At 71.7% G+C, this 20,522-nt stretch carries 16 protein-coding genes; 3 read left to right on the plus strand and 13 right to left on the minus strand.

Annotation, left to right across the window (positions count from 1 at the left end; translation table 11 throughout):
- Nucleotides 1–38 precede the first annotated feature (38 nt).
- Together VET29_RS36870 and VET29_RS36875 are read right to left on the minus strand one after the other, a co-directional pair.
- Complete coding sequence (locus tag VET29_RS36870; RefSeq protein ID WP_324929600.1) at nt 39–3,098, minus strand: S8 family serine peptidase; 3,060 nt, start codon at nt 3,096–3,098, stop codon at nt 39–41.
- Between the two features lie 65 nt (nt 3,099–3,163).
- The gene (locus VET29_RS36875; RefSeq protein WP_324929602.1) at nt 3,164–4,156 is read right to left on the minus strand and encodes an aldo/keto reductase; all 993 of its coding nucleotides are present in this window, start codon (nt 4,154–4,156) and stop codon (nt 3,164–3,166) included.
- Nucleotides 4,157–4,195: 39 nt separating this feature from the next.
- Between VET29_RS36875 and VET29_RS36880 the strand changes: the two genes are divergently transcribed.
- Complete coding sequence (locus VET29_RS36880; RefSeq protein WP_324929603.1) at nt 4,196–4,366, plus strand: hypothetical protein; 171 nt, start codon at nt 4,196–4,198, stop codon at nt 4,364–4,366.
- On the opposite strand, the gene hutI is transcribed toward VET29_RS36880, so the two are convergent.
- From hutI to hutH, 5 genes are all read right to left on the minus strand, one after another.
- Entirely contained in the window at nt 4,331–5,503 is a 1,173-nt protein-coding gene (gene hutI, locus VET29_RS36885; protein WP_324929605.1) for an imidazolonepropionase, read from the minus strand. The genes VET29_RS36880 and hutI overlap by 36 nt on opposite strands.
- A 79-nt stretch (nt 5,504–5,582) precedes the next feature.
- Nucleotides 5,583–6,893, minus strand: coding sequence for a formimidoylglutamate deiminase (locus VET29_RS36890; protein ID WP_324929607.1), 1,311 nt, complete (start codon nt 6,891–6,893; stop codon nt 5,583–5,585).
- Nucleotides 6,890–8,092 carry an allantoate amidohydrolase gene (locus VET29_RS36895; protein ID WP_324929609.1) on the minus strand — a complete coding sequence of 401 codons (1,203 nt, stop codon included), beginning with the start codon at nt 8,090–8,092 and terminating at the stop codon, nt 6,890–6,892. The genes VET29_RS36890 and VET29_RS36895 overlap by 4 nt, the downstream gene beginning before the upstream one ends.
- Nucleotides 8,089–9,741 carry a urocanate hydratase gene (gene hutU, locus VET29_RS36900; protein ID WP_324929611.1) on the minus strand — a complete coding sequence of 551 codons (1,653 nt, stop codon included), beginning with the start codon at nt 9,739–9,741 and terminating at the stop codon, nt 8,089–8,091. Before hutU ends, VET29_RS36895 begins: the two co-directional genes overlap by 4 nt.
- 139 nt (nt 9,742–9,880) lie before the next feature.
- Nucleotides 9,881–11,377, minus strand: coding sequence for a histidine ammonia-lyase (gene hutH, locus VET29_RS36905; RefSeq protein ID WP_324929613.1), 1,497 nt, complete (start codon nt 11,375–11,377; stop codon nt 9,881–9,883).
- A gap of 73 nt (nt 11,378–11,450) precedes the next feature.
- On the opposite strand from hutH, the gene VET29_RS36910 reads away from it, so the two are divergent.
- On the plus strand, nt 11,451–12,221 hold the full coding sequence (locus VET29_RS36910; protein WP_324929615.1) for an IclR family transcriptional regulator: 771 nt from the start codon (nt 11,451–11,453) through the stop codon (nt 12,219–12,221).
- 91 nt (nt 12,222–12,312) lie between these two features.
- Here the strand turns inward: VET29_RS36910 and VET29_RS36915 are convergent, their stop codons facing one another.
- From VET29_RS36915 to VET29_RS36935, 5 genes are all read right to left on the minus strand, one after another.
- The gene (locus VET29_RS36915) at nt 12,313–13,224 is read right to left on the minus strand and encodes an ABC transporter substrate-binding protein (RefSeq protein WP_324929617.1); all 912 of its coding nucleotides are present in this window, start codon (nt 13,222–13,224) and stop codon (nt 12,313–12,315) included.
- A gap of 11 nt (nt 13,225–13,235) precedes the next feature.
- Nucleotides 13,236–13,973: an ABC transporter permease gene (locus tag VET29_RS36920; protein WP_324929619.1), complete on the minus strand. Its 738-nt coding sequence runs from the start codon at nt 13,971–13,973 to the stop codon at nt 13,236–13,238.
- A complete protein-coding gene (locus tag VET29_RS36925) occupies nt 13,970–14,638 on the minus strand; it encodes an ABC transporter permease (RefSeq protein ID WP_324929621.1) in 669 nt (222 codons plus the stop codon). Before VET29_RS36925 ends, VET29_RS36920 begins: the two co-directional genes overlap by 4 nt.
- The gene (locus VET29_RS36930) at nt 14,635–15,747 is read right to left on the minus strand and encodes an ABC transporter ATP-binding protein (protein WP_324929622.1); all 1,113 of its coding nucleotides are present in this window, start codon (nt 15,745–15,747) and stop codon (nt 14,635–14,637) included. Before VET29_RS36930 ends, VET29_RS36925 begins: the two co-directional genes overlap by 4 nt.
- Nucleotides 15,748–15,901: 154 nt before the next feature.
- A complete protein-coding gene (locus VET29_RS36935) occupies nt 15,902–16,534 on the minus strand; it encodes a TetR/AcrR family transcriptional regulator (protein ID WP_324929624.1) in 633 nt (210 codons plus the stop codon).
- Nucleotides 16,535–16,964: 430 nt separating this feature from the next.
- Here VET29_RS36935 and VET29_RS36940 point away from each other — a divergent pair, with 430 nt between their 5' ends.
- Complete coding sequence (locus tag VET29_RS36940) at nt 16,965–18,518, plus strand: hypothetical protein (protein WP_324929626.1); 1,554 nt, start codon at nt 16,965–16,967, stop codon at nt 18,516–18,518.
- Here VET29_RS36940 and VET29_RS36945 read toward each other — a convergent pair.
- Nucleotides 18,515–20,522 (minus strand): putative bifunctional diguanylate cyclase/phosphodiesterase (locus VET29_RS36945; RefSeq protein WP_324929628.1); only part of this gene is annotated, 2,008 nt, incomplete at its 5' end. The two genes, VET29_RS36940 and VET29_RS36945, sit on opposite strands and share 4 nt — an antisense overlap.

Genomic DNA, 20,522 nt, shown 5'->3' on the forward strand with positions numbered 1-20,522 from the left:
CGTTCGCTCCGCAAGCTCCGCTCAGAGCCGACGTTCGCTCAGGCGAGCTTGTACGCGCGGATGATCGTCTGCCGGACCGTGTTGCCGTCCTGGTCGCGCGCGAAGGCCCGCAGCGACACCGAGGTCGCATGCGCGGGATGCCGGACCCTGACGGTTCCGTTCGCCACCTCCGCGGGCTGCCAGGTCCGGCCCTCGTCGTACGAGACCGCCACGCTCAGGTCACACGGCCGCTCGGTGGTGCCGTCGGCTCGTTGCAGGGACACGGGAATGGTGAACGCCCTGCCGGCCGGCGCGGTGTTCTTCTCGTCCAGCCTCGGTGTGAACCGGACCGCCGAGATGCCGACGGGGGTCACTCGGTCGCCGGTGCCCGCGGAGCGGAACGTCCACTCCGCACTGACCTCCGTGGACACGTCGGCGGTCGACCGGGTCGCGGACACCGCGAGCCGGTAGCCGTCCTCCTCGGCGGGCACGGGATAGGCGCCGCCGATGTACTCGGCCTCGCCGACCAGCTCGTCCCCGCGGTAGAGCCGGGTGCTCGCGGTGTCCGTTGTGGACAGTCCGGCGTTGCCGGCCGAGTCCCCGAACAGCGGGACGCTCACGATGATCAGGTCGCCACCGGCGGACGGGTGGTAGCGCGAGACCCACGGGTTCTCGGACCTCGGCAGGGCCGGCCCGAAGACCGCGTGGTTCATCGGCTCGTCATAGGACCCACCGGCCCGGTAGGTGCGTGGCGGCGAGATCAGCGTGGTGTCCGGCTGGTTCACGGTCGTCGTCCAGCGGACGCCGCGCGTGGTGACGTACGCCGGGCCGCCCGCCTCGTGCACGAGGCCCGGCGAGTTGACGTAGCGCGACAAGGGGTCCGGTGACAGCTCGACCTCGCCGCCGCCCGCGATCCGCTGGCGCACGGTCGCGAGGTCGGCCCGCCGCACCGTCTTCGTGATCCCGGTGGGCAGCGCGTCCTCCCATGACCAGGCCAGGCCGTAGTACGCGTCGCCGGCGGTCCAGCCGGTGTTCAGGTAGGACACGAACGTGCCGGCGGGTGCCGGCGGACCGGACTGGGCGGTGAACACCTTGCCCAGATCCCCCACGCTCACACCGCTTTCGATGCCCGTCACCGGTCCCATGACATGGTAGCCGACCTCGGCCCGCCCGAGCGTGGCCGCGACCGGCGGCGACACCCTGACCGGCTTCGCGGCGCGTGCGTCCACGGTGATCGTGGTGTCGGCCGTGAGCGTGATGTTCGGCCGCGGCAGGTAGTAGAACGTGCCCGACTCGTCGAAGACCTCGGCGTCCAGCGCGTACCGGCCCGGCGGCAGCTCGAGTGTCACCGTGCCGTTGTCGTCGGCCCAGTGCAGGATCTCGTGCGTCCAGTTGTCCAGGCCCTGCAGCACGGAGTAGAAGCTCGTCGTGGGTTTGCCGTCCAGGCCGAGGTAGTCGACGGTCAGGCGGTGGGTCTCCGCCGCACGCGTGATGGCGACCGGGGTCCGGACCGTGTCCGCGCCGGCGGTCGCGACCACCGCCCCGGTGTGGTCGCCGTCGGCCGCGCCCGTCGTGTCGCCGGTGAGCACGACCTCGGCCGTCCCGCCGGCCGGCACGGTGAGCTCGTCGGCACTCAGGGAGAACACGCCGGGGTCGACGGACAGGTGCAGCCGCACGTCGGTGGCGCCGAGGTTGCGGTAGGTCAGCGGTTCGCTGATCGGCTTGTCCTGCTCGTGCGGCCACGGCAGGACGCCGAGGCTGACGCTGGCCGGCTCGGTGACCACCGACTGCGTGATCGCGTGCGCCACGTCGACCCGCCCGGCGCCTTGCGCCAACACCGGCAGCCGCGGGTTCGGCTTGGCGGACCCCGTCAGCGCCGCCTTCAGCTGCCCGCCGGTCCAGCCGGGATGTTGCTGCGCGAGCAGGGCCGCCGCGCCGGAGACGTGCGGCGTGGCCATGGAGGTGCCGGACATCGCGACGTGGTCACCGTGCGAGGCGGCGACGATCCCGACTCCCGGCGCGGTGATGTCCGGCTTGATCGCCCGGTCGCCGATTCTCGGCCCACGGCTGGAGAACGGCGCGAGGTTGTCCTGCCTGTCCACCGCGCCGACGGTCAGCGCGGCGTCCGCGCTCCCCGGCGAGCCGACCGACTCGTCGGCGCCCGTGTTGCCCGCGGCGATCACGAACAGCGTGCCGTACCGCGCGGAGAGCGTGTTCACCGCCTCCTCCAACGGATCCAGCTCCGGCGTGTCCGTGCCGCCGAGACTCAGGTTCGCGATCCTGGCGCCCTGCTCGGCGGCCCACTGCATGCCCGCGATGATCTGCGACTCCTGGCCGAACCCGCTGTCGTCCAACACCTTTCCGTCCAGCAGCGACGCACCCGGCGCCACGCCCCGATACTTCGCGTCGACACTCGCGATGGTCGCCGCGACGTGCGTGCCGTGACCGTAGACGTCCGTGTTGTCCGGTGCCGACGAGAAGTTCCGCTCCGCGACCTCCCCCGCCAGGTCCGGGTGCGTCTGGTCGACGCCGGTGTCCAGCACCGCGACCTTGACTCCCGCGCCGGTGTAGCCCGCCGCCCACGCGGCCGGCGCGCCGATCTGCGGCACGCTCTGGTCCAAAGTGGACCGACGCTTGCCGTCCAGCCAGACCTTCGTGACGCCGGCGCTTCTGGCGGTCAACGTCCGCCAGAAGCCCGGCTCCGCGACCATGGCCACGCCGCCGACCGCCGGCAGGTCCCGGATGATGCCCGGCAGCGACCGTACCGTCGCCTGACCGGTGACGATCAGCGGCAGCCTGTCGCCGTACCCGAACTCCCGCAACAGCTTCACGTCGAACAGCCGCTCGTCCAGCCGTCCACTGGACACGAGCGGCGCGGCGTCGGCCGGCACGACGTACAGGTGGTCGCCGTTTCCGCTGGTACTGAAGGGAACCAGCTCGCGTCCCGCGGCGGGCCGCACCAGGTGCGAGCCGTCCGGCCGCAACACCACGCGATCGCCGGTGATCAGCGTGACCGACCGGACCCCGGGTTCCGCCGCCGCGGCCGTGACCGGTAAGGCGCCGGCGGGCAGCGTCAGAGCAACGATCCCCGCCAGCACCAACCGTCGGCCGATCCGCATGCACAGCACCGTATTGCCGGACCCGCGGCACCGGAACCGCTATTGGTACAGACCTCTTCCCAGTATTACCAGGCGTACGCCTCCGGGGCGGGCTTCGAGCCGTGCGGGCCGGGGGCCGGGAACAGCTCGTCCAGCTTCGCCAGTGTGTCGGCGTCCAGCTTCAGCTCGACCGCACGCAGCGCGCCGTCCAGCTGCTCGATGGTGCGCGGCCCGATGATGGGCGCGGTCACGCCGTCCTGGTGCAGCAGCCACGCGAGTGCCACGTCGGCGGGGTCCGCGCCGAGGTCGGCGGCCAGCTTCTCGTACGCCTCGATCTGGTCGCGGTGCGCCTCGAGGAGCTGCGCCGCGCGCTCGCCGGTCGACCGCGACGCGGCGCCGTCCCGCTGCTTGCGGAGTACGCCGCCGAGGAGCCCGCCGTACAGCGGCGACCAGGGGATCACGCCCATGCCGTAGTGCCGCGCGGCCGGCAGGACCTCCAGCTCGACCCAGCGCGACATCAGGTTGTACAGCGACTGCTCGCTGACCAACCCGAGGAAGTGCCTGGCACGGGCCGCTTCCTGCGCCTGCGCGACGTGCCAGCCGGCGAAGTTCGACGAGCCGAAGTACAGCACCTTCCCCTGCTGGCGCAGCACGGAGAACGCCTCCCAGATCTCGTCCCACGGCGTGTTCCGGTCCACGTGGTGCATCTGGTACAGGTCGAGGTAGTCGGTCTGCAGGCGGCGCAGCGAGGCGTCGGCCGCGCGACGGATGTTCAGCGCGGACAGGCGGCCCTCGTTCGGCCACTCGCCCATCTGGCCGTACAGCTTGGTGGCCAGCACCGTCTTCTCCCGCCGGTCGCCGCCGAGGGCGAACCACCGGCCGATGATCTGCTCGGTGAAACCCGGCCCCACCGCCCGGCCGTAGGTGTTCGCGGTGTCGAAGAAGTTGATGCCGTGGTCATGGGCCCGATCCATGATCACTCTACTGTCCTCTTCGGACGCCTCGGGACCGAAGTTCATGGTGCCGAGCATGAGCCGGGACACGGACAGGCCGGACCGGCCGAGCTGTGTGTACTCCATAACCCCAACCTACGCCGACCAGCAAGCGAGAATGGCCCCATGATCGACGACGAGCCCGAGTGGATCCCGCTGGACGAGAACCCGCACGCGGACGACAAACGCGACGTGCTCGACCCCACCGACGAGGACTTCAGGTACCGCCGCCTGGTCTGGATCGCGCTGGTCATCGGGGTGCTAGCGGTCGTGCTGGTCGCGTGGCTGGCGTTCTAGCACACCCTTGCGCCAGACGGCGTGGGTCAGCGGCACCCCGGGCCGGTAGGCGAGGTGCGTGACCGACGGCGCGTCCAGCACGTGCACGTCCGCACGTGCGCCGACCCGCAGGACACCCACGTCGTCCCGCCGCAGCGCCCTGGCGCCGCCCCAGGTGGCCGCGCGGACGGCCTCCTCGACCGACATCCGCATCTGGAGCACGGCCGTCGCCACGCAGTAGGCCATCGAGGAGGTGTAGGAGGAGCCGGGGTTGCAGTTGGTCGCGAGCGCGACCGTGGCGCCGCTGTCGAGCAGCTCCCGCGCGTTCGGCAGCGGCTGGCGGGTCGACAGGTCGCAGGCCGGCAGCAGCGTGGCCACGGTGGCCGACTGGGCAAGCGCGTCGACATCGGACCGCGTCAGGTACGTGCAGTGGTCGACGCTCGCCGCACCCAGCTCCACCGCGAGCCGCACGCCGGGGCCGTAGCCGAGCTGGTTGCCGTGCACCCGCAGGCCGAGGCCGCGTTCCCTCGCCGCGGTGAGCACCGCCCGGGACTCGTCCTCGTCGAACGCGCCGGTCTCGCAGAACACGTCGGCCCAGCGCACGTGCGGCGCGACCGCGTCGAGCATCTCGCCACACACCAGGTCGACGTAGTCCGATGTGGACATATCGGCCGGCACCAGGTGCGCGCCGAGGAAGGTGACCTCGTCGGCGTGCTCGGCCGCCAGCTTCGCCGACCGCAGCTCGTCGGCCGTCGTCAGGCCGTAGCCGGTCTTGGTCTCCAGACAGGTGGTGCCCTGCGCGACGGCCTCGGCCACGTGCCGGCGCAGCCCCGCCGCCAGCTCGTCGTCCGGCGCGGCCCGGGTGGCCGCCACGGTGACCGCGATCCCACCCGCGGTGTACGGCTCGCCGGCCATCCGCGCGGCGAACTCGGCGGTCCGGTCCCCGGCGAACACCAGGTGGGTGTGGCTGTCGACCCAACCCGGCAGGACGGCCCGGCCCGCGACATCCACGGCGGAGTCGGCGGGAGGAGCGTCCGCCGCCGCGCCGACCCACGCGACCCGGTCACCGTCCAGCACCAGCGCCGCGTCGGTCAGCGCCGGCCCGTCGTTGGTGGTCAGCTCGCCAATACCGGTGATGAGAACGCTGGCTCCACTCACGCCGCTCACGCCGCCCCCTCGCAAGCTCCGTGACGCCGTTCCTCGGCGTGACACCCACGGCTCGCTCCGCAAGCTCCACTCACGTCCACAGCTCCTCGATCGCGTCGTGTAGCAACCGGCCCACGTCACCCAGGCGTTCGTGGTGTCCGTCGGCCGCGACGACCGTGCCGTTCGAGACCACCGTGTGCACGTCCGCAGCGGTCGCGGCGTACACCACCTGCGACGGGTGGCACCCCGCGGTCCGCAGGCTGTCCAGGCGCACCGCCACCAGGTCCGCGGGTGCGCCGGGCTCGATCCGTCCCGCGTGCGGCCAGCCCAGCGCCGCGTTGCCCGCCGAGGTCAGGGCGGTCACCAGGTCGTCCGGCGACAACCGGCCCCGCTGTCCGGTCCGCAACCGCTCGCCGTACTCCAGCGACCGGGCCTCCACCAGCGGATCCACCACCGCGTGCTGGTCGCTGCCCAGTGAGAGCGGCGCGCCGGCGTCCAGCAGCTCCCGTGCGGGCCCGATGCCGTCGGCGAGGTCCGCCTCGGTGGTCGGGCAGAAGCACGCCGCGGTGTGCGACGACCCCAGCAGCTCGACGTCCGTCGCGGTCAGGTGGGTGGCGTGGACGGCGGTCGTGTCCCGGCCCAGGGCACCGCAGTCGGCCAGCAGCTGGACCGGGGTGCGGCCGTACGCGGCGAGGCAGGCCTCGTTCTCGGCGGGCTGTTCGGACACGTGGACGTGCAGCGGCCGTCCGTCCACATCGGACGCCAGCTCCGCGATGCCCGCGGCCGGCACCGCACGCACCGAGTGGATCGCCGCACCGGCCCGGACGCCCGGCCGGTCGTGCGCCGACAGGGCACGCTCGGCCCACGCCGCCACGCTGCCGTCGGAAAAACGTTGCTGTTCGGGGGAAAGCGGCGCGTCGATGCCGCCGGTGAGGTAGCACGTGTCGAGCAGTGTCAGCCGGATCCCGGCGGCGAGAGCGGCCTCCCGCAACGCCTCGCCCATGGCGTCCGGCTCCGCGTACCGGCCGCCGCCCGGCGGGTGGTGCAGGTAGTGGAACTCGCCGACGACGGTGACGCCGGCGACCGCCATCTCGGCGTACACGGCGGTCGCCAGGCGCAGGTAGCCGTCCGGGTCGAGCCGCGACGCCAGCCGGTACATGGCCTGGCGCCAGGTCCAGAAAGTCCCGCCGTCGTGGTGGGTGCGCCCCCGCAGCGCGCGGTGGAACGCGTGCGAGTGCACGTTGGCGAACCCGGGGAACACCAGTCCCCGCAACACCCGCGCGCCGGCGGGCGGGGTGTCGGCGGCGTGGACCTCGGTGATCCGTCCCTCGTCGACCTCGACGAGCGCGCCGTGCGTGAGCGTGGACCGCTGCAATGCGTGCTCGCACCAGTAGGTGGTCATCCGGCCAGCTGTCCGAGGACGGCCGCGAGGGCGGTGACCCCGGACTCGCAGTCGGCCGGCTCCGCGTACTCCTCCGGCGCGTGGGAGACGCCGGTCGGGTTGCGTACGAACAACATCGCGGTCGGCACGTGCGCGGCGAGCACGCCCGCGTCGTGCCCCGCGCCGGTCGGAAGGACCGGGATGCCGCCCAGCGCGGCGGCGATCCGGTCCCTCAGGCCGGGTTCGAAGTGCACGGTGTCGCCGTAGGACTCCTCGGTGACGGTGAGTACGCAGCCTTCCCGGTGGACCGCGTCCGACGCCATCGTGCGAATCTTCTCCAGCACGCGGCGCGTCGCGGCGTCGTCGGGCGCGCGGGCGTCGAGCCAGACGTCCACGGAGGACGCGATGACGTTGGTGCCACCGGGGTTCGGCACGAGCCGCCCGACGGTGGCTCGCGCGTCCTCGACGTCGGCGGCCGCGATCCGGGCCGCCAGCACCATCTCCGCGGCGGGGACCATCGGGTCGTGGCGGTCGCCGAGAAGCGTGGCGCCGGCGTGGTTTCCCTCGCCGGTGAACCGGAACCGCCAGCGCCCGTGCGCGAGGATCGAGCTGGCGACGGCGACCGGCGCGCCGAGGTCGACCAGTCCGCGGCCCTGCTCGACGTGCAGCTCGACGAACGTGCCGATGGTCGCCAGCACGTCGTCGTCCCGCCCGAGCCGCGCGGGATCGAGCCCGGCCGCGGTGACGGCGTCGGCGAGCGTGACACCGTCGGGATCGGCCAGCCGGCGCGCGGTGTCGGGGTCGATGGCACCGGAGAGCAGCCGGGAGCCGAGGCACGGCACCCCGAACCGCCCACCCTCCTCCTCGGCGAACACGACGACCGCGAGTGGCTTGGCGGGCGTGAACCCGCGCTCGCGCAACATGTCCACAGCGGACAGTGCGGAGACCACGCCGAGCGGCCCGTCGAAGGCACCACCGCCGGGCACGGAGTCGAGATGGCTGCCGGTGACGATGGCGCCGGGCCCCGGCTCACCCCACCAGGCCCACAGGTTCCCGTTGCGGTCACCGCGCACGGCGAGCCCCCGCCGCTCCGCCTCTGCGAGGAACCACTCCCGCAGCTCGAGCTCGACCCGGTCGAACCCGTGCCGGGAGAACCCGCCGCGCCGGGGATCCCGCCCGACGCCCTCGATACTCGCGAGGAGTTGGGTGGCACTCGTCATGGCATCGGCACCGTGACACCGCGGGCGGCGGCGACCGCGCGGGCGTCGTCGTAGCCGGCGTCCACGTGGCGGATCACACCCATGCCGGGGTCGTTGGTCAGCACACGGGCGATCTTCTCACCGGCGAGCGGGGTTCCGTCGGCCACGGTGACCTGGCCGGCGTGGATCGACCGACCGATGCCGACGCCGCCGCCGTGGTGGATCGACACCCAGCTCGCCCCGGACGCCGTGTTGACGAGCGCGTTCAGCAGCGGCCAGTCGGCGATCGCGTCGGAGCCGTCGGCCATGGCCTCGGTCTCCCGGTACGGCGAGGCGACCGAGCCGCAGTCGAGGTGGTCGCGGCCGATCACGACCGGCGCGGACAGCTCGCCGCTCGCCACCATCTCGTTGAACCGCAGGCCGGCCAGGTGCCGCTCGCCGTAGCCGAGCCAGCAGATCCGCGCCGGAAGTCCCTGGAAGGCAACGCGTTCGCCGGCCATCCGGATCCACCGGGCCAGGGACTCCTTCTCCGGGAACAACTCCAGGATCGCCCTGTCGGTCGCGGCGATGTCGGCCGGGTCGCCGGACAGCGCCGCCCACCGGAACGGTCCCATGCCCTCGCAGAACATCGGCCGGATGTAGGCCGGGACGAACCCCGGGAAGTCGAACGCCCGCTCGTACCCGCCGAGCTTGGCCTCGCCGCGGATGGAGTTGCCGTAGTCGAACACCTCCGCGCCGGCGTCGAGGAACCCGACCATGGCGCCGACGTGCTCGGCCATCGAGTCGCGGGCCCGCTCGGTGAACTCGTCCGGCTTCTTGGCCGCGTAGTCGGACCAGTCGTCGAGCTCGACGCCCTTCGGCAGGTACGCCAACGGGTCGTGCGCCGAGGTCTGGTCGGTGACCACGTCGATCTCCACGCCGCGGCGCAGCAGCTCGGGCACGACGTCGGCGGCGTTGCCGATGACCGCCACGGAGAGCGCCCTGCCTTCCTTCTTCGCCCTGGTGACCCGCGCGACGGCATCGTCCAGCGAGGACGCCACCTCGTCGAGGTACCGGGTCTCGACGCGGCGGTGCGCGCGGGCCGGGTCGACCTCGACACACAGCGCGACGCCGTCGTTCATCGTGATGGCGAGGGGTTGCGCGCCACCCATGCCGCCGAGCCCCGCGGTCAGCGTGAGGGTGCCGCGCAGCGAGCCCCCGAACCGCTTGCGTGCCACGGCGGCGAAGGTCTCGTACGTGCCCTGCAGGATGCCCTGCGTGCCGATGTAGATCCAGGAGCCGGCCGTCATCTGGCCGTACATGGTGAGCCCCAACGACTCCAGCCGGCGGAACTCCGGCCAGGTGGCCCAGTCGCCGACGAGGTTGGAGTTCGCGATCAGCACGCGGGGCGCCCACTCGTGCGTGCGCATGACGCCGACGGGCTTGCCGGACTGGACGAGCAGGGTCTCGTCCTCGCGCAGGGCGGTCAGCTCGCGGGTGATCGCCTCGAAGCTGGCCCAGTTGCGGGCGGCCCGGCCGGTGCCGCCGTAGACGACGAGGTCGTCCGGCCGCTCGGCCACCTCCGGATCGAGGTTGTTGTGGAACATGCGCAGCGCGGCCTCGGTCTGCCAGCTGCGAGCGGTCAGGGTGTTCCCGCGGGCGGCGCGGACGGGACGAGCTTGAGCGGTCATGGCAGATCCACCCCCGCCTCCCGGGAATTGACCCTTGTGGTCACCTTGGTATTTTGCCGTTCAGTGAGGCACGTACTTGTGGCTGAGTTGCGTCCCGTTCCCCTCAGGCGCGGTTGACGTCCACTCGTTCCATGCAGAGTCATGGCAGTTCTCCTGATCGAATCAGTGTTTCGGCAGCGGCGATCTCCGGGGCGAGGTGGCGGTCCGGGCCAGGCCCGGGGACGGTACGGCGCAGTGCCGCGACGGCCCGCGCGGTGGCGGGTGCCGGCGTGAGCGGCGCCCGCAGGTCGAGTGCCCGCGCCGCGGTGAGCAGCTCGACGGCGAGCACGGTCGTGAGCCCGTTGACCGCCCTGCGCAGCTTGCGGGCGGCGGACCAGCCCATCGAGACGTGGTCCTCCTGCATGGCCGAGCTGGGGATCGAGTCGACCGACGCGGGCACCGCCAGCCGCTTCAGCTCCGAGACGATCGCGGCCTGCGTGTACTGGGCGATCATGTGGCCGGAGTCCACGCCGGGGTCGGCCGCGAGGAACGGCGGCAGGCCGTGGCTCCGCGTGGCGTCGAGCATCCGGTCGGTGCGCCGCTCGGCCATGCTCGCCACGTCGGCGACGGGAATCGCCAGGAAGTCCAGCGTGTACGCGACGGGCGCGCCGTGGAAGTTGCCGTTGGACTCGACCCGCCCGTCCGGCAGCACGACCGGGTTGTCGATGGCCGCGGCGAGCTCCCGGTCGGCGACGGTCTCCACGTAGGCCACGGTGTCGCGCGCGGCGCCGTGGACCTGGGGCGCGCAGCGGAGCGAGTACGCGTCCTGCACCCGGTTGCAGTCCGGCCCCCGGTGGCTGGCCATGATCGCGGAGCCGTCGAGCAACGCGGTCATCCGGGCGGCGGAGGCCGCCTGGCCGGGATGCGGCCGCAGCGCCTGGAGATCGGCGGCGAACACCCGGTCGGTGCCGAGCAGCGCCTCGACGCTCATGGCGGCGGTGAGGTCGGCGACGTCGAGGAGCCGGTGCAGGTCGTGCAGGGCGAGCACCAGCATGCCGAGCATGCCGTCGGTGCCGTTGATGAGCGCGAGCCCCTCCTTCTCGGCCAGTTCGAGCGGGGCGATGCCGGCCTCGTACAGGGCGTCGCGTGCGGGTCTGCGCCGGCCCGCCACGTCGACCTCACCCTCGCCCATGAGCGCGAGGGCCACGGCGGAGAGCGGCGCGAGGTCCCCGGAGCACCCGAGTGAGCCGTACTCGTGGACGACCGGGGTGATACCCGCGTTGAGCAGGTGGGTAAGCGCTTCCACGGTCTCCACGCGGACCCCGGTGCGACCGGACGCGAGGGTGCGCAGCCGCAGCAGCATGAGGCCGCGCACGACCTCGGTCTCGACGGCCGGGCCCGCGCCGGCGGCGTGCGACCGGATGAGCGAGCGCTGGAGCGCAGCCCGCCGGTCCAGTGGAATGTGCCGGGTGGCGAGGGCCCCGAAGCCGGTCGAGACCCCGTAGGTGGGCATCGCCGCCTCGGCGAGCCGCTCGACGTGGTCCCGCGTCTTGACGACCTCGGCCAGCGCCGCGGCGCTGACCTCGACCGGCGCGTCGTCCCGCACGACCGCGACAACCTGCTCACGGGACAACGGCCCGCCATCGATCACGACCATGACCTACATCTCAGCGCGCCCCGGCCGCCAGCACGACCCGGCGGCCGGGGAGAGGGTCTGGTATTCCAGACACATGACCGACATACCCGCCCTTCGCCGTGGCCTGGCGGTGCTGCGCCTGCTGGCCGGCCGGGCGGGACCGGTGACCGCGGCGTACGTGGCACGCGAGCTGGACCTGCCGCGCTCGACGACCTACCACCTGCTCGCCGAGCTGGCCGAGTCCGGTTTCGTGACGCACCTGCCCGAGGACCGCCGGTACGGGCTCGGGCTGGCCGCGTTCGAGCTGGGCTCGGCCTACCTGCGCCACGACCCGCTGGAACGGCTGGCGCGGCCGGTGTTGCAGGCGCTGATCGGCCGCACCAACCACGTCGCGCAGCTGGGCGTGCTGCACGGCCGCGAAACCCTGTACCTGCTGCGCGAGCAGCCCGCCCGGCACGCGACGGTGGTGACCGACGTGGGTGTCCGGCTCCCGGCCCACCTGCCCGCCTCGGGCCGCGCGATGCTCGGCACGCTGCCGGCGGCGCAGGTCCGGGCACTGTTCTTCGGCAAGTCCGCGTTCGTGGACCGGACGGGCCGTGGTCCGACCGATCTCCCGTCCCTGCGGCGACGGCTCACCGAGGCCCGCCGCCGGGGCTGGACGGTCGAGGACGGTTACGTGACGCCGGGCTTCGCGTCGGTGGCCGCCCCGGTGCTGGACCACGGTGGACATCCGATCGCCGCCATCTCGACCACGTTCCGGCACGAGTGCGAGCCGGAGTGCGGGGAGAGCTGGCCGGCACTGGCCGCCGAGACCCGCCGGGCGGCGGCCGAGCTGAGCACGCGGATCGGCGGCACCCGCGGCTGACGGCGCCGCCAGGCACGCACGACGGTCACTCCTGCCCGGCCGGACAGAAGTGGCCGCGCCCGGAACCCCGAGCGCGGCCACCAGAAGAGACTCAGAGACCGACCTTCGACAGCCAGTCCTTCGCCACGTCCGCGTACTCCGGCTTGTCCGGGGCGTCCAGCGCGGTGTTGAGCTCCTGCAGCGCCTTCGTGTCGAGCTTGGCCGACACCGCGTTCAGCGCCGCCTTGACCGTGTCGTTCACCTTGTCCTTGTTGATCAGGGGCACGACGTTCTGGGCCGCGAAGTTGCTCTTCGGGTCCTCCAGCACGACCAGGTCGTTGGCCTCGATGGACGCGTCCGTGGTGAAGATGTCCGCGGCCTGCACCGTGCCGTCCAGCAACGCCTTCGTCGTGATCGCACCCGGCTCCAGCGCGCTGAAGCCCTTGAACGTGCAGCCGTAGGTCTCCTTGAAGCCCGGGATGCCGTCCGGCCGCTGCTGGATCTCCGGCGGACCGCCGAAGGTCACCTCACCGCAGTGCGGCACCAGGTCCTCGATGGACTTCAGCTTCCACTTGTCCGCGGTCGCCTTGGTGACGACGATCGCGTCCTTGTCCTCGGCCTCGGCCTTGTCCAGCACGGTGAGGTTGCTCGGCAGCTCCTTCTGCAGCGCCGTGTAGACCTCGTCCGCCTCGACCTCCTTCGCCTGCTTGTTCAGGAACTGCAGCAACGTGCCCGTGTACTCGGGAATGAGGTCGATCGAGCCGTCCTTCAGGCCGTCCATGTACTTCTCGCGGCTGCCCAGGTCGAACTTCCTGGTCACCGTCACGCCCTTGGCCTCCAGCGTCTGCGCGTAGATCTCGGCGAGCAGCTGGCTCTCCGGGAAGTTCGCGGAGCCGATGGTGAGCGAGCCGGCAGAGGCGGAGCCCGACGACTTGTCGTCGGCAAGTGGATCGGAACTGCCGCACGCGGAAACGGCCAGCGTCGCCGCCAGGGCCGTCGCCAAGCCGGCGATAACGCGTTTCATTCTCTGTCTCCTCACGTGGACCTACCAACCAATTCCGGAGTCGGCTTGCGCCAGATCCGAGAGACTCGCCCGCGGGTGGTGGCATTGCGCAGACCCGGCGAGACCGCGAGCCGCTGGACGACCTCCAGCACGCCCTCGACCACCAGCGCCAGCAGGGCGATGACGATGGCGCCCGCCGCCATCTGCGGGTAACCGTCCGGCGAGCCTGCGCCGGCGTTGTTGCCGTCGATGACGAACCGGCCGAGGCCGCCCAACGCCACGTACGCGGCGATGGTCGCGGTCGCGATCACCTGCAGCGTGGCCGAGCGGATGCCGCCCAGGATCAGCGGCAGCGCGTTCGGCAGCTCGACCTTCCACAGCACCGTCGAGCCACGCATGCCCATGCCCTGCGCCGCGTCGACGACCGCGCGGTCGACGTTGCGGACGCCCGCGTAGGTGCCGGCCAGGATCGGCGGCAGGGCGAGGATGACCAGCGAGATCACCACCGGCAGCAGGCCGACGTAGGTCAGCAGCACCAGCAGCGTCAGCAGGCCGAGCTCGGGCAGCGCACGCAGGCCGTTGGACAGGCCGGCGATCAGGAACGTGCCGCGGCCGGTGTGCCCGATGACCGCGCCGATCGGGACCGCGATCGCCGCCGCGACGACCACGGTCAGGGCCGTGTAGCCGAGGTGTTCGAGGATCCTGGTGGGAATGCCGGTCGGCCCGGTCCAGTGGTCCGGGTTGAACAGCCAGTCCAGCGCCGAGTTCACCGGTTCGCCCCCTGCCGTGCGCGGGTCCATGGCGTGATCAGCTTGCCCACCGTGAGCAGCAGCGCGTCGAGCACCAGCGCGATGAGCAGGATCAGCGCGATCGCGACCACCATCTCCACCGCGTTGTTGCGTTTGAAGCCCTCGGTGATCAGCTCGCCGAGGCCGCCGATGCCGATGAGCGCGCCGACCGACGTCAGGCTCATCGCCGACACGACCGCGACCCGCAGCCCGGCGACGATCACCGGGATCGCGAGCGGCAGCTCGACCGACAGGAACCGTTTGGTGGGACGGAAACCGACCGCGGTGGCCGCGGCCGTGACCTCACGGGGCACGGCGAGCAACGCGTCGGTGACCGAGCGGACCAGCAGCGCGACCGTGTAGATGCCCAGCGGCACCTGGACGTTCAGCGGGTCGATGATCTTCGTGCCGATCAGCAGCGGCACCAGGGTGATCAGCGCCAGCGACGGGATCGTGTACAGCACGCCGGCCAGTGGCACGAGCACGAGCCGCACACCGGGCCAGCGGCTCGCCGCCCAGCCGAGCGGGATCGAGATGACCAGCCCGACGATGACCGGCAGCAGCGCGAGGTACAGGTGCTCACCGGTCGCCTCGGCGATCTTGTCGACGTTGCGTGGGAGCCACGGCCACGGCCAGTCGACGTTCACGCGGGCACCTCGCCGGTCCGGCGCGCCCGGGAGAGGGCCTCGATCACGGTGTCCGCCTTGATGCCGCCGACCACCGCGCCGCTGCCGTCGACGGCGATGCCGACACCGGCCGGCGAGCTGAGCGCGGAGTCGAGCGCGCTGCGCAGGTTGCCGTCGTCCACTTTGTACAGCGAGCCGCCGGAGACGAGCCCCTCGGCGGTGACGGTGGTGCCCACTGTGGACAGCAGGTCGGTGGAAAGCCAGCCGAGCGGCCGGTTCTCCTCGTCCACCACGATCACCCAGCCGTCGGCGGGCTCTGCGTCGGCGGTGTTGGTGCCGACCCGCGTGGTCGCGACCGGGCCGACGGGCACGCCGTCCGCGGCGAGGAAGCTGAGCGCCCGGTAGCCGCGGTCCCGGCCCACGAACGAGGAGACGAAGTCGTCGGCGGGCTTGGCCAGCAGCTCGGACGGGGTCGCGTACTGCGCGAGCCGGCCGCCGACGCGGAAGACGGCCACCTTGTCGCCGAGCTTGATCGCCTCGTCGATGTCGTGCGTCACGAACACGATCGTCTTGTCCAAATCGGACTGCAACCGGAGCAGCTGCTGCTGCAGGTCGTCACGGACGACCGGGTCGACGGCACTGAACGGCTCGTCCATCAGCAACACGGGCGGATCGGCCGCGAGCGCGCGGGCGACGCCGACCCGCTGCTGCTGACCGCCGGAGAGCTGGACCGGGTAGCGCTTGCCCAGCTCCGCCGGAAGGCCGACGAGCTCCAGCAGTTCACCGGCACGCCTGCGTGCGTCCCGCCGGCTGGCGCCGGTCAGCAGCGGCACGGTGGAGACGTTGTCGAGAACCGTGCGGTGCGGGAAGAGTCCCGCCTGCTGGATGACGTAACCGATGCCGCGCCGCAACAGCGGCGGGTCCGACTCGCGAATGTCCTTGCCGTCCAACAGGATCGTGCCGCTGGTCGGGTCGATCATCCGGTTGATCATGCGCAGCGAGGTGGTCTTGCCGCAGCCGGACGGACCGACGAAGACGGTGATGCGACCGGCGTCCACCGCGAGGTCGAGGGAGTCGACCGCGACCGTTCCGTCGGGATATCTCTTGGTCACGGCCTTGAACTCGATCACTACCCCGAGACTCCTCAGATCGAGACGGCCTCTTGCCGGCCGCAGGTCCGCACGACATTAGCCTGTACCACCGACGACGGCAGGGCATCCCAGAATCTGACGCGTGCGGCTGGACTAACGACAATAGACCATTCGGCGCAACGTGACCAGATCGTCATCTGGACCGTGGCTCGACCGTTAGCGTCAGGCACCCGGGGGCGGCCGCGAACACCTCCCGCGCCTCGGCGGCGAGGCCGGCCGGGACACAGGGGCCGGAGCCGCGGACCCACCGCTCCAGCGCGATGTCGAACGCGGCGACCACGACGTCCATCGCCAGGCGCGGGCGCACGTCGTCCGGCAGGACCAGCCGGTCACCCAGGATCTCGAGCGACTCGCGGATCGTGCGGTCGCGCAGGCCCAGGCCGTTGGCGTTCATCGACGGCGTCACCGCGGCCAGGTTCAGGCTCAGCGCCAGGCGATCCGCCCACCCGTGTGCCGGCATCGACGCCACCGCGGCGAGCAGAGTGTCCATGATGGACTCGGCCAGCGGGCGGCCGTCCGGCTCGCGGACGCGCAGCTCGCTCAGGAAGGCCGCCCACAGGTCCCGGGCCGGCGCCATCGCGACGTCTTCCTTGCTCGTGAAGTTGCGGAAGAACGTGCGCTTGGACACCTCGACCGCGTCACACAGCTCGTCGAGCGTCGTGTTCGCGAAGCCCTGCCTGGTGAACAGGTCGAGGGCCGTGTCGATCAGCGCCGCACGCGTGCGTTGTTTCTTGCGCTCACGCAGCGGCGGCCGGGCGGTGCTCACAGGGCGCACCTTACCCCAGAGCGCGAAAGCCGCTCGACAGCTTCCGCCACTCAGTGGCAGTACGGCCGTACGAGCAGTCCTCGCCGACCGGCGGCCTGGTCCGGGCGAGGCCCCCGAGTCACCTCCTCGCCCGGACCAGACCTTCGTCGGTTCCCCACTCCTCGCTCATCGCGAGCCGACCGACGACCTCACCTGGCTCGCGGCCCAGGTGGCGGACGGCGCCGTCGACCCCCGGACCTCCTGGCCCGTACCGGCGTAATCAAAATGATTCCATGAGTCTCACCACCGACAATGATCGAATCTCCGGGGACCTACCTGCTGATACAGAGAAAAATAGGTTTCGCCGGCAAGATCGACGGGCTTTGTTGCGGGAGAAATCCACCCGGCAACGAGTCGGAGACCTTCGCGGATTCTGTGGTACACGGAGACCGTGGGAGATGTTCGCCGGGCCGTCAAACGCCGCCAGCGGCTCGGCTGGTTGTTACGGGTCAACCGGATACACGGCACTCAGCCCCGTTATGCCCGGTTGCGGAATTTCGCCGCCGACTGGGTTCGCGGCGGGCTCAGGGCGACGGTGGCCACGTTCTCCCGCTGGGAGACCGGACTGTCCGCCGTCCCGTACCGGGCGGTGCGCCGGTACGAGGAGGTGCTCGGCCTGCCGCCGCACGCCATGGTCTCGGTGATCGACACGGTCTCGCGTTACATGTCCGCCTCCGCGGAGGCGGCGCCGCTGCTCACGCGCCCGAAGACCCCCGAGCCGGAACGGCGGACGGAGGAGCTGGTCGACCGGGCGTGCGGCGGCGACGTCATGACCGCCCAGGACTGGGACGACCTGACCGACCTGCTGGCGTGCCACCCGAACCTAGTCCTCAGCCCGCGGCGGATCTGGACGGACCTGTCCGAGCGCCTGCTGTACGAGACGAGCATCGCCGACGGCGTGCTGTGGATGCGCCGCGCCGAGGCGTTCAACCGGCTCATCGCGCACCCCGCCGGCCAGCACGCCGCCATCTCGACCGTCGCCGCGGCGGCCGCGGACCGGTCGGTGCAGAGCATGGTCGGCATGGTGTCGGTGTTCGAGGCCAGCATCCACGACTCGGCGAACGCGCACGTCATCAGGCATCTGACGGACCCGACGACCGACCGGACGTTCTACGGGGCGCTGCTGGCCAGCGTGCGGAAACTGCGGTACGGGCACTTCTCCGCCGCCCAGCTCCGCAAACTCGTGCCCGTCATCGTGGACATTCTCGCGGAAGGGCGAAGCGGGGCACGGCTCTCCCTCGCCGCCACCCTGCTCAAGCTGATTCCGGTGGAAATGCGGCAACGGGTCAACTCCCGGATATGGAACATGGCCGTGGAGAAACTCGAACACTCCTCGACCGAGTCCCGAACGGTCGAAAGGCTGTGTCACGCGACGGTCGCCGACGTCGATTCGGACCGCACGTTCAACGACCAGATCCTGCCGCACCTGGTCGACGAGCTGATGTTCGACCCGAATTTCGACGTCCGGCTCTATTCGGCCTTCCTGTTGTACAGCACGCCCTATCACGCGCCGCTGGGCCACACGCTGGGCCGGGAGCTGCGTGGCGTGCGGCCGACCGCGCGGTCGGCGGTGACCCTGTTGGAGGCACTGCGAATTCTCGGCGGTCCACAGGAACGCGGGCACATCGAACGGTTGGTCGTCGCGCCCGGGGTGCCCGGGCCGGTCCGCGAGACCGCCGCGTCCGCGCTCGGCCATGTCGGGGGTGCGAGCAGCGCGGGCTACTGGACGGCGGCGTTGTCGTCGGCGCGGCAGCGCTGGCGCCGGACCCGCGCCGGCGTCGAGCTCGCCATTCTCGACCGGGTCATCTACTCGCTGGGGATGGGCGGCCGGCTCGAACTGCTCCGCGAGGTGGCCGCCGATCCCACCCTGCCGGACCGGCTACGCAGCGCCGCCTCCTGGTGGACCACCCTGCCGGCACACATCCAGCGGAGCGCACGGGTCTAGGAACCGCGCGGGATGTGGATCGGGCCGAGTCGGAGCAGTTCGCGGAACTCCTTGGCCGGCAACGCCTTCGACAGCAGCCAGCCCTGGTAGGCCTCCACGCCGAAGCTGCGGAGCACGTGGAACTGGGACTCCGTCTCCACGCCCTCCGCCACGCAGGTGCGGCCCATGGCGCGAGCCATGTCCACCAGGGCCCGCGCGACCGCGAAGTCGGACGCCTCCGTGGCCACCCCGTTCACGAAGGCGCGGTCGATCTTGATGATCTGCGCCGGCAGCTCCTTCAGCCGCGCCAGGGACGAGTAGCCGGTGCCGAAGTCGTCCACCGCGAAGCGGATGCCGCGTTCGGTCAGGGCCTCCATGGCCTTGCGGGTGCGGGACGGCAGGTCGATGAAGCTGGTCTCGACCAGCTCCAGCACCACGCGGTCCCAGTCGATGCCCGTCTCCGCGATGGCCGCCGACACGATCTCGGTGAACTCCGGGTCGCTCGGGACCAGGCCGGCCAGGTTCACCGCCACGCCGACGCTCCCACCGAGGACGCCGCCGGCCATCATCGGCCATCTCGCCGCCTCGGTCAGTGCGGTACGCAGGACCCAGCGGTCCAGGTCGCGCAGCAGGTCGCCCTGTTCGGCCACCGGCAGGAACTCGCTGGGCGCCAGCATGCCGCGTTCCGGGTGCGGCCAGCGGACCAGCGCCTCCGCCTTCAGCACGGTCCCGTCCGCGGCGACCACCGGCTGGTAGTGCAGCACCAGGCCGTCGTTCGCGATCGCGTCGCGGAGCTGGCCCTCCAGCATCATCTGGCTGTCCGCCGACGCGATCAGCGCCTTGCTCGCGAGCTGCACGCGGCCCGTGCCCTGCCGCTTGGCACTGAACATCGCGGCGTCGGCGAAGCGCAGCAGGTCGGCGGCCGTCGTCTCCGGGCCGGTCGGGGTCGCCGCGCCGATCGTCGCCGACACCCGCAGCAGCTGGCCGCGAACCGGGACCGCGGCACGCAGGAGCTGCGCGACCCGGTTGGCCAGCGCCTCGACGCCGCCGACCTCCGAGACGTCCGAACAGATCACCACGTACTCGTCGCCGGACATCCGGCCGGCCGAGCACGACGGCGGCAGACCGCGCTCGAGCCGGCGCGCCAGGGCGATGATCAGCTCGTCGCCGACGTCGTGGCCGAGGGAGTCGTTGACCCGCTTGAAGTTGTCGACGTCGCAGAACAGCAGCGCCACATGGTCGGCGTCCGGGCGGCCGAGCAGCTGGTTGAGCAGGTCGTTCACCGCGGCCCGGCCCGGCAGGCCGGTCAGCTCGTCGTGGGTCGCCTGGTAGCGCAGGCGTTCCGCGGCCCGGCGACGCTCGGTCACGTCGGAGAACACCACGAGCCAGAACCGCTGGCCGTCGTCGGCGACCGACACCGTCACGTTCAGCTCGCAGTAGACGGCCTTGCCGGACGCCGTGACCAGCACACGCTGGCCGGCGCGGGTGTCGCAGTTCTGCCGGGACGACGCGCCGGCGAGCAGGGACTGGGCACGGTCGCTCGGGTGCGTGAGGTCGGCGGCCGCCATGCCCCGCAGACGGTCCAGGTCCAACTGGAGCAGGCGGCACAGCGCGTCGTTCGCGTCGACCAGGCGCTCGGCCTCGTCGAACAGCCCGATGCCGACCGGCGCGATCGCGACCAGGTCGGAGAAGCGCTGCGACGAGCGCATCATGCGGGTCTCGGTGGAGCGCTGCTCGGTGACGTCCTGCGCGGTGCCGATCATGACCGGGCCGCCGTGGTCGGTGTCGAGTGCGGCACCTCGGCAGCGGAACACCTTGCGCGTGCCGTCCGGCAGCACTGCCCGGTGCTCGCACTCGACCGGCCGGCCCGTCTGCGCGAGGTCCCGCCAGCGCTGGTCCACCCACCCTCGGTCATCGGGGTGCACCAGGCTGAGGTAATCCGTGTAGGTGATCGGGGTACCGGGCTCGACGCCGAACAGTTCGTAGAGCATCGAGGACCAGATGCAGTCACCGCTCTCGGTGGTC

This window comes from Actinophytocola sp. (assembly GCF_035634895.1).
Taxonomy (GTDB): domain Bacteria; phylum Actinomycetota; class Actinomycetes; order Mycobacteriales; family Pseudonocardiaceae; genus Actinophytocola.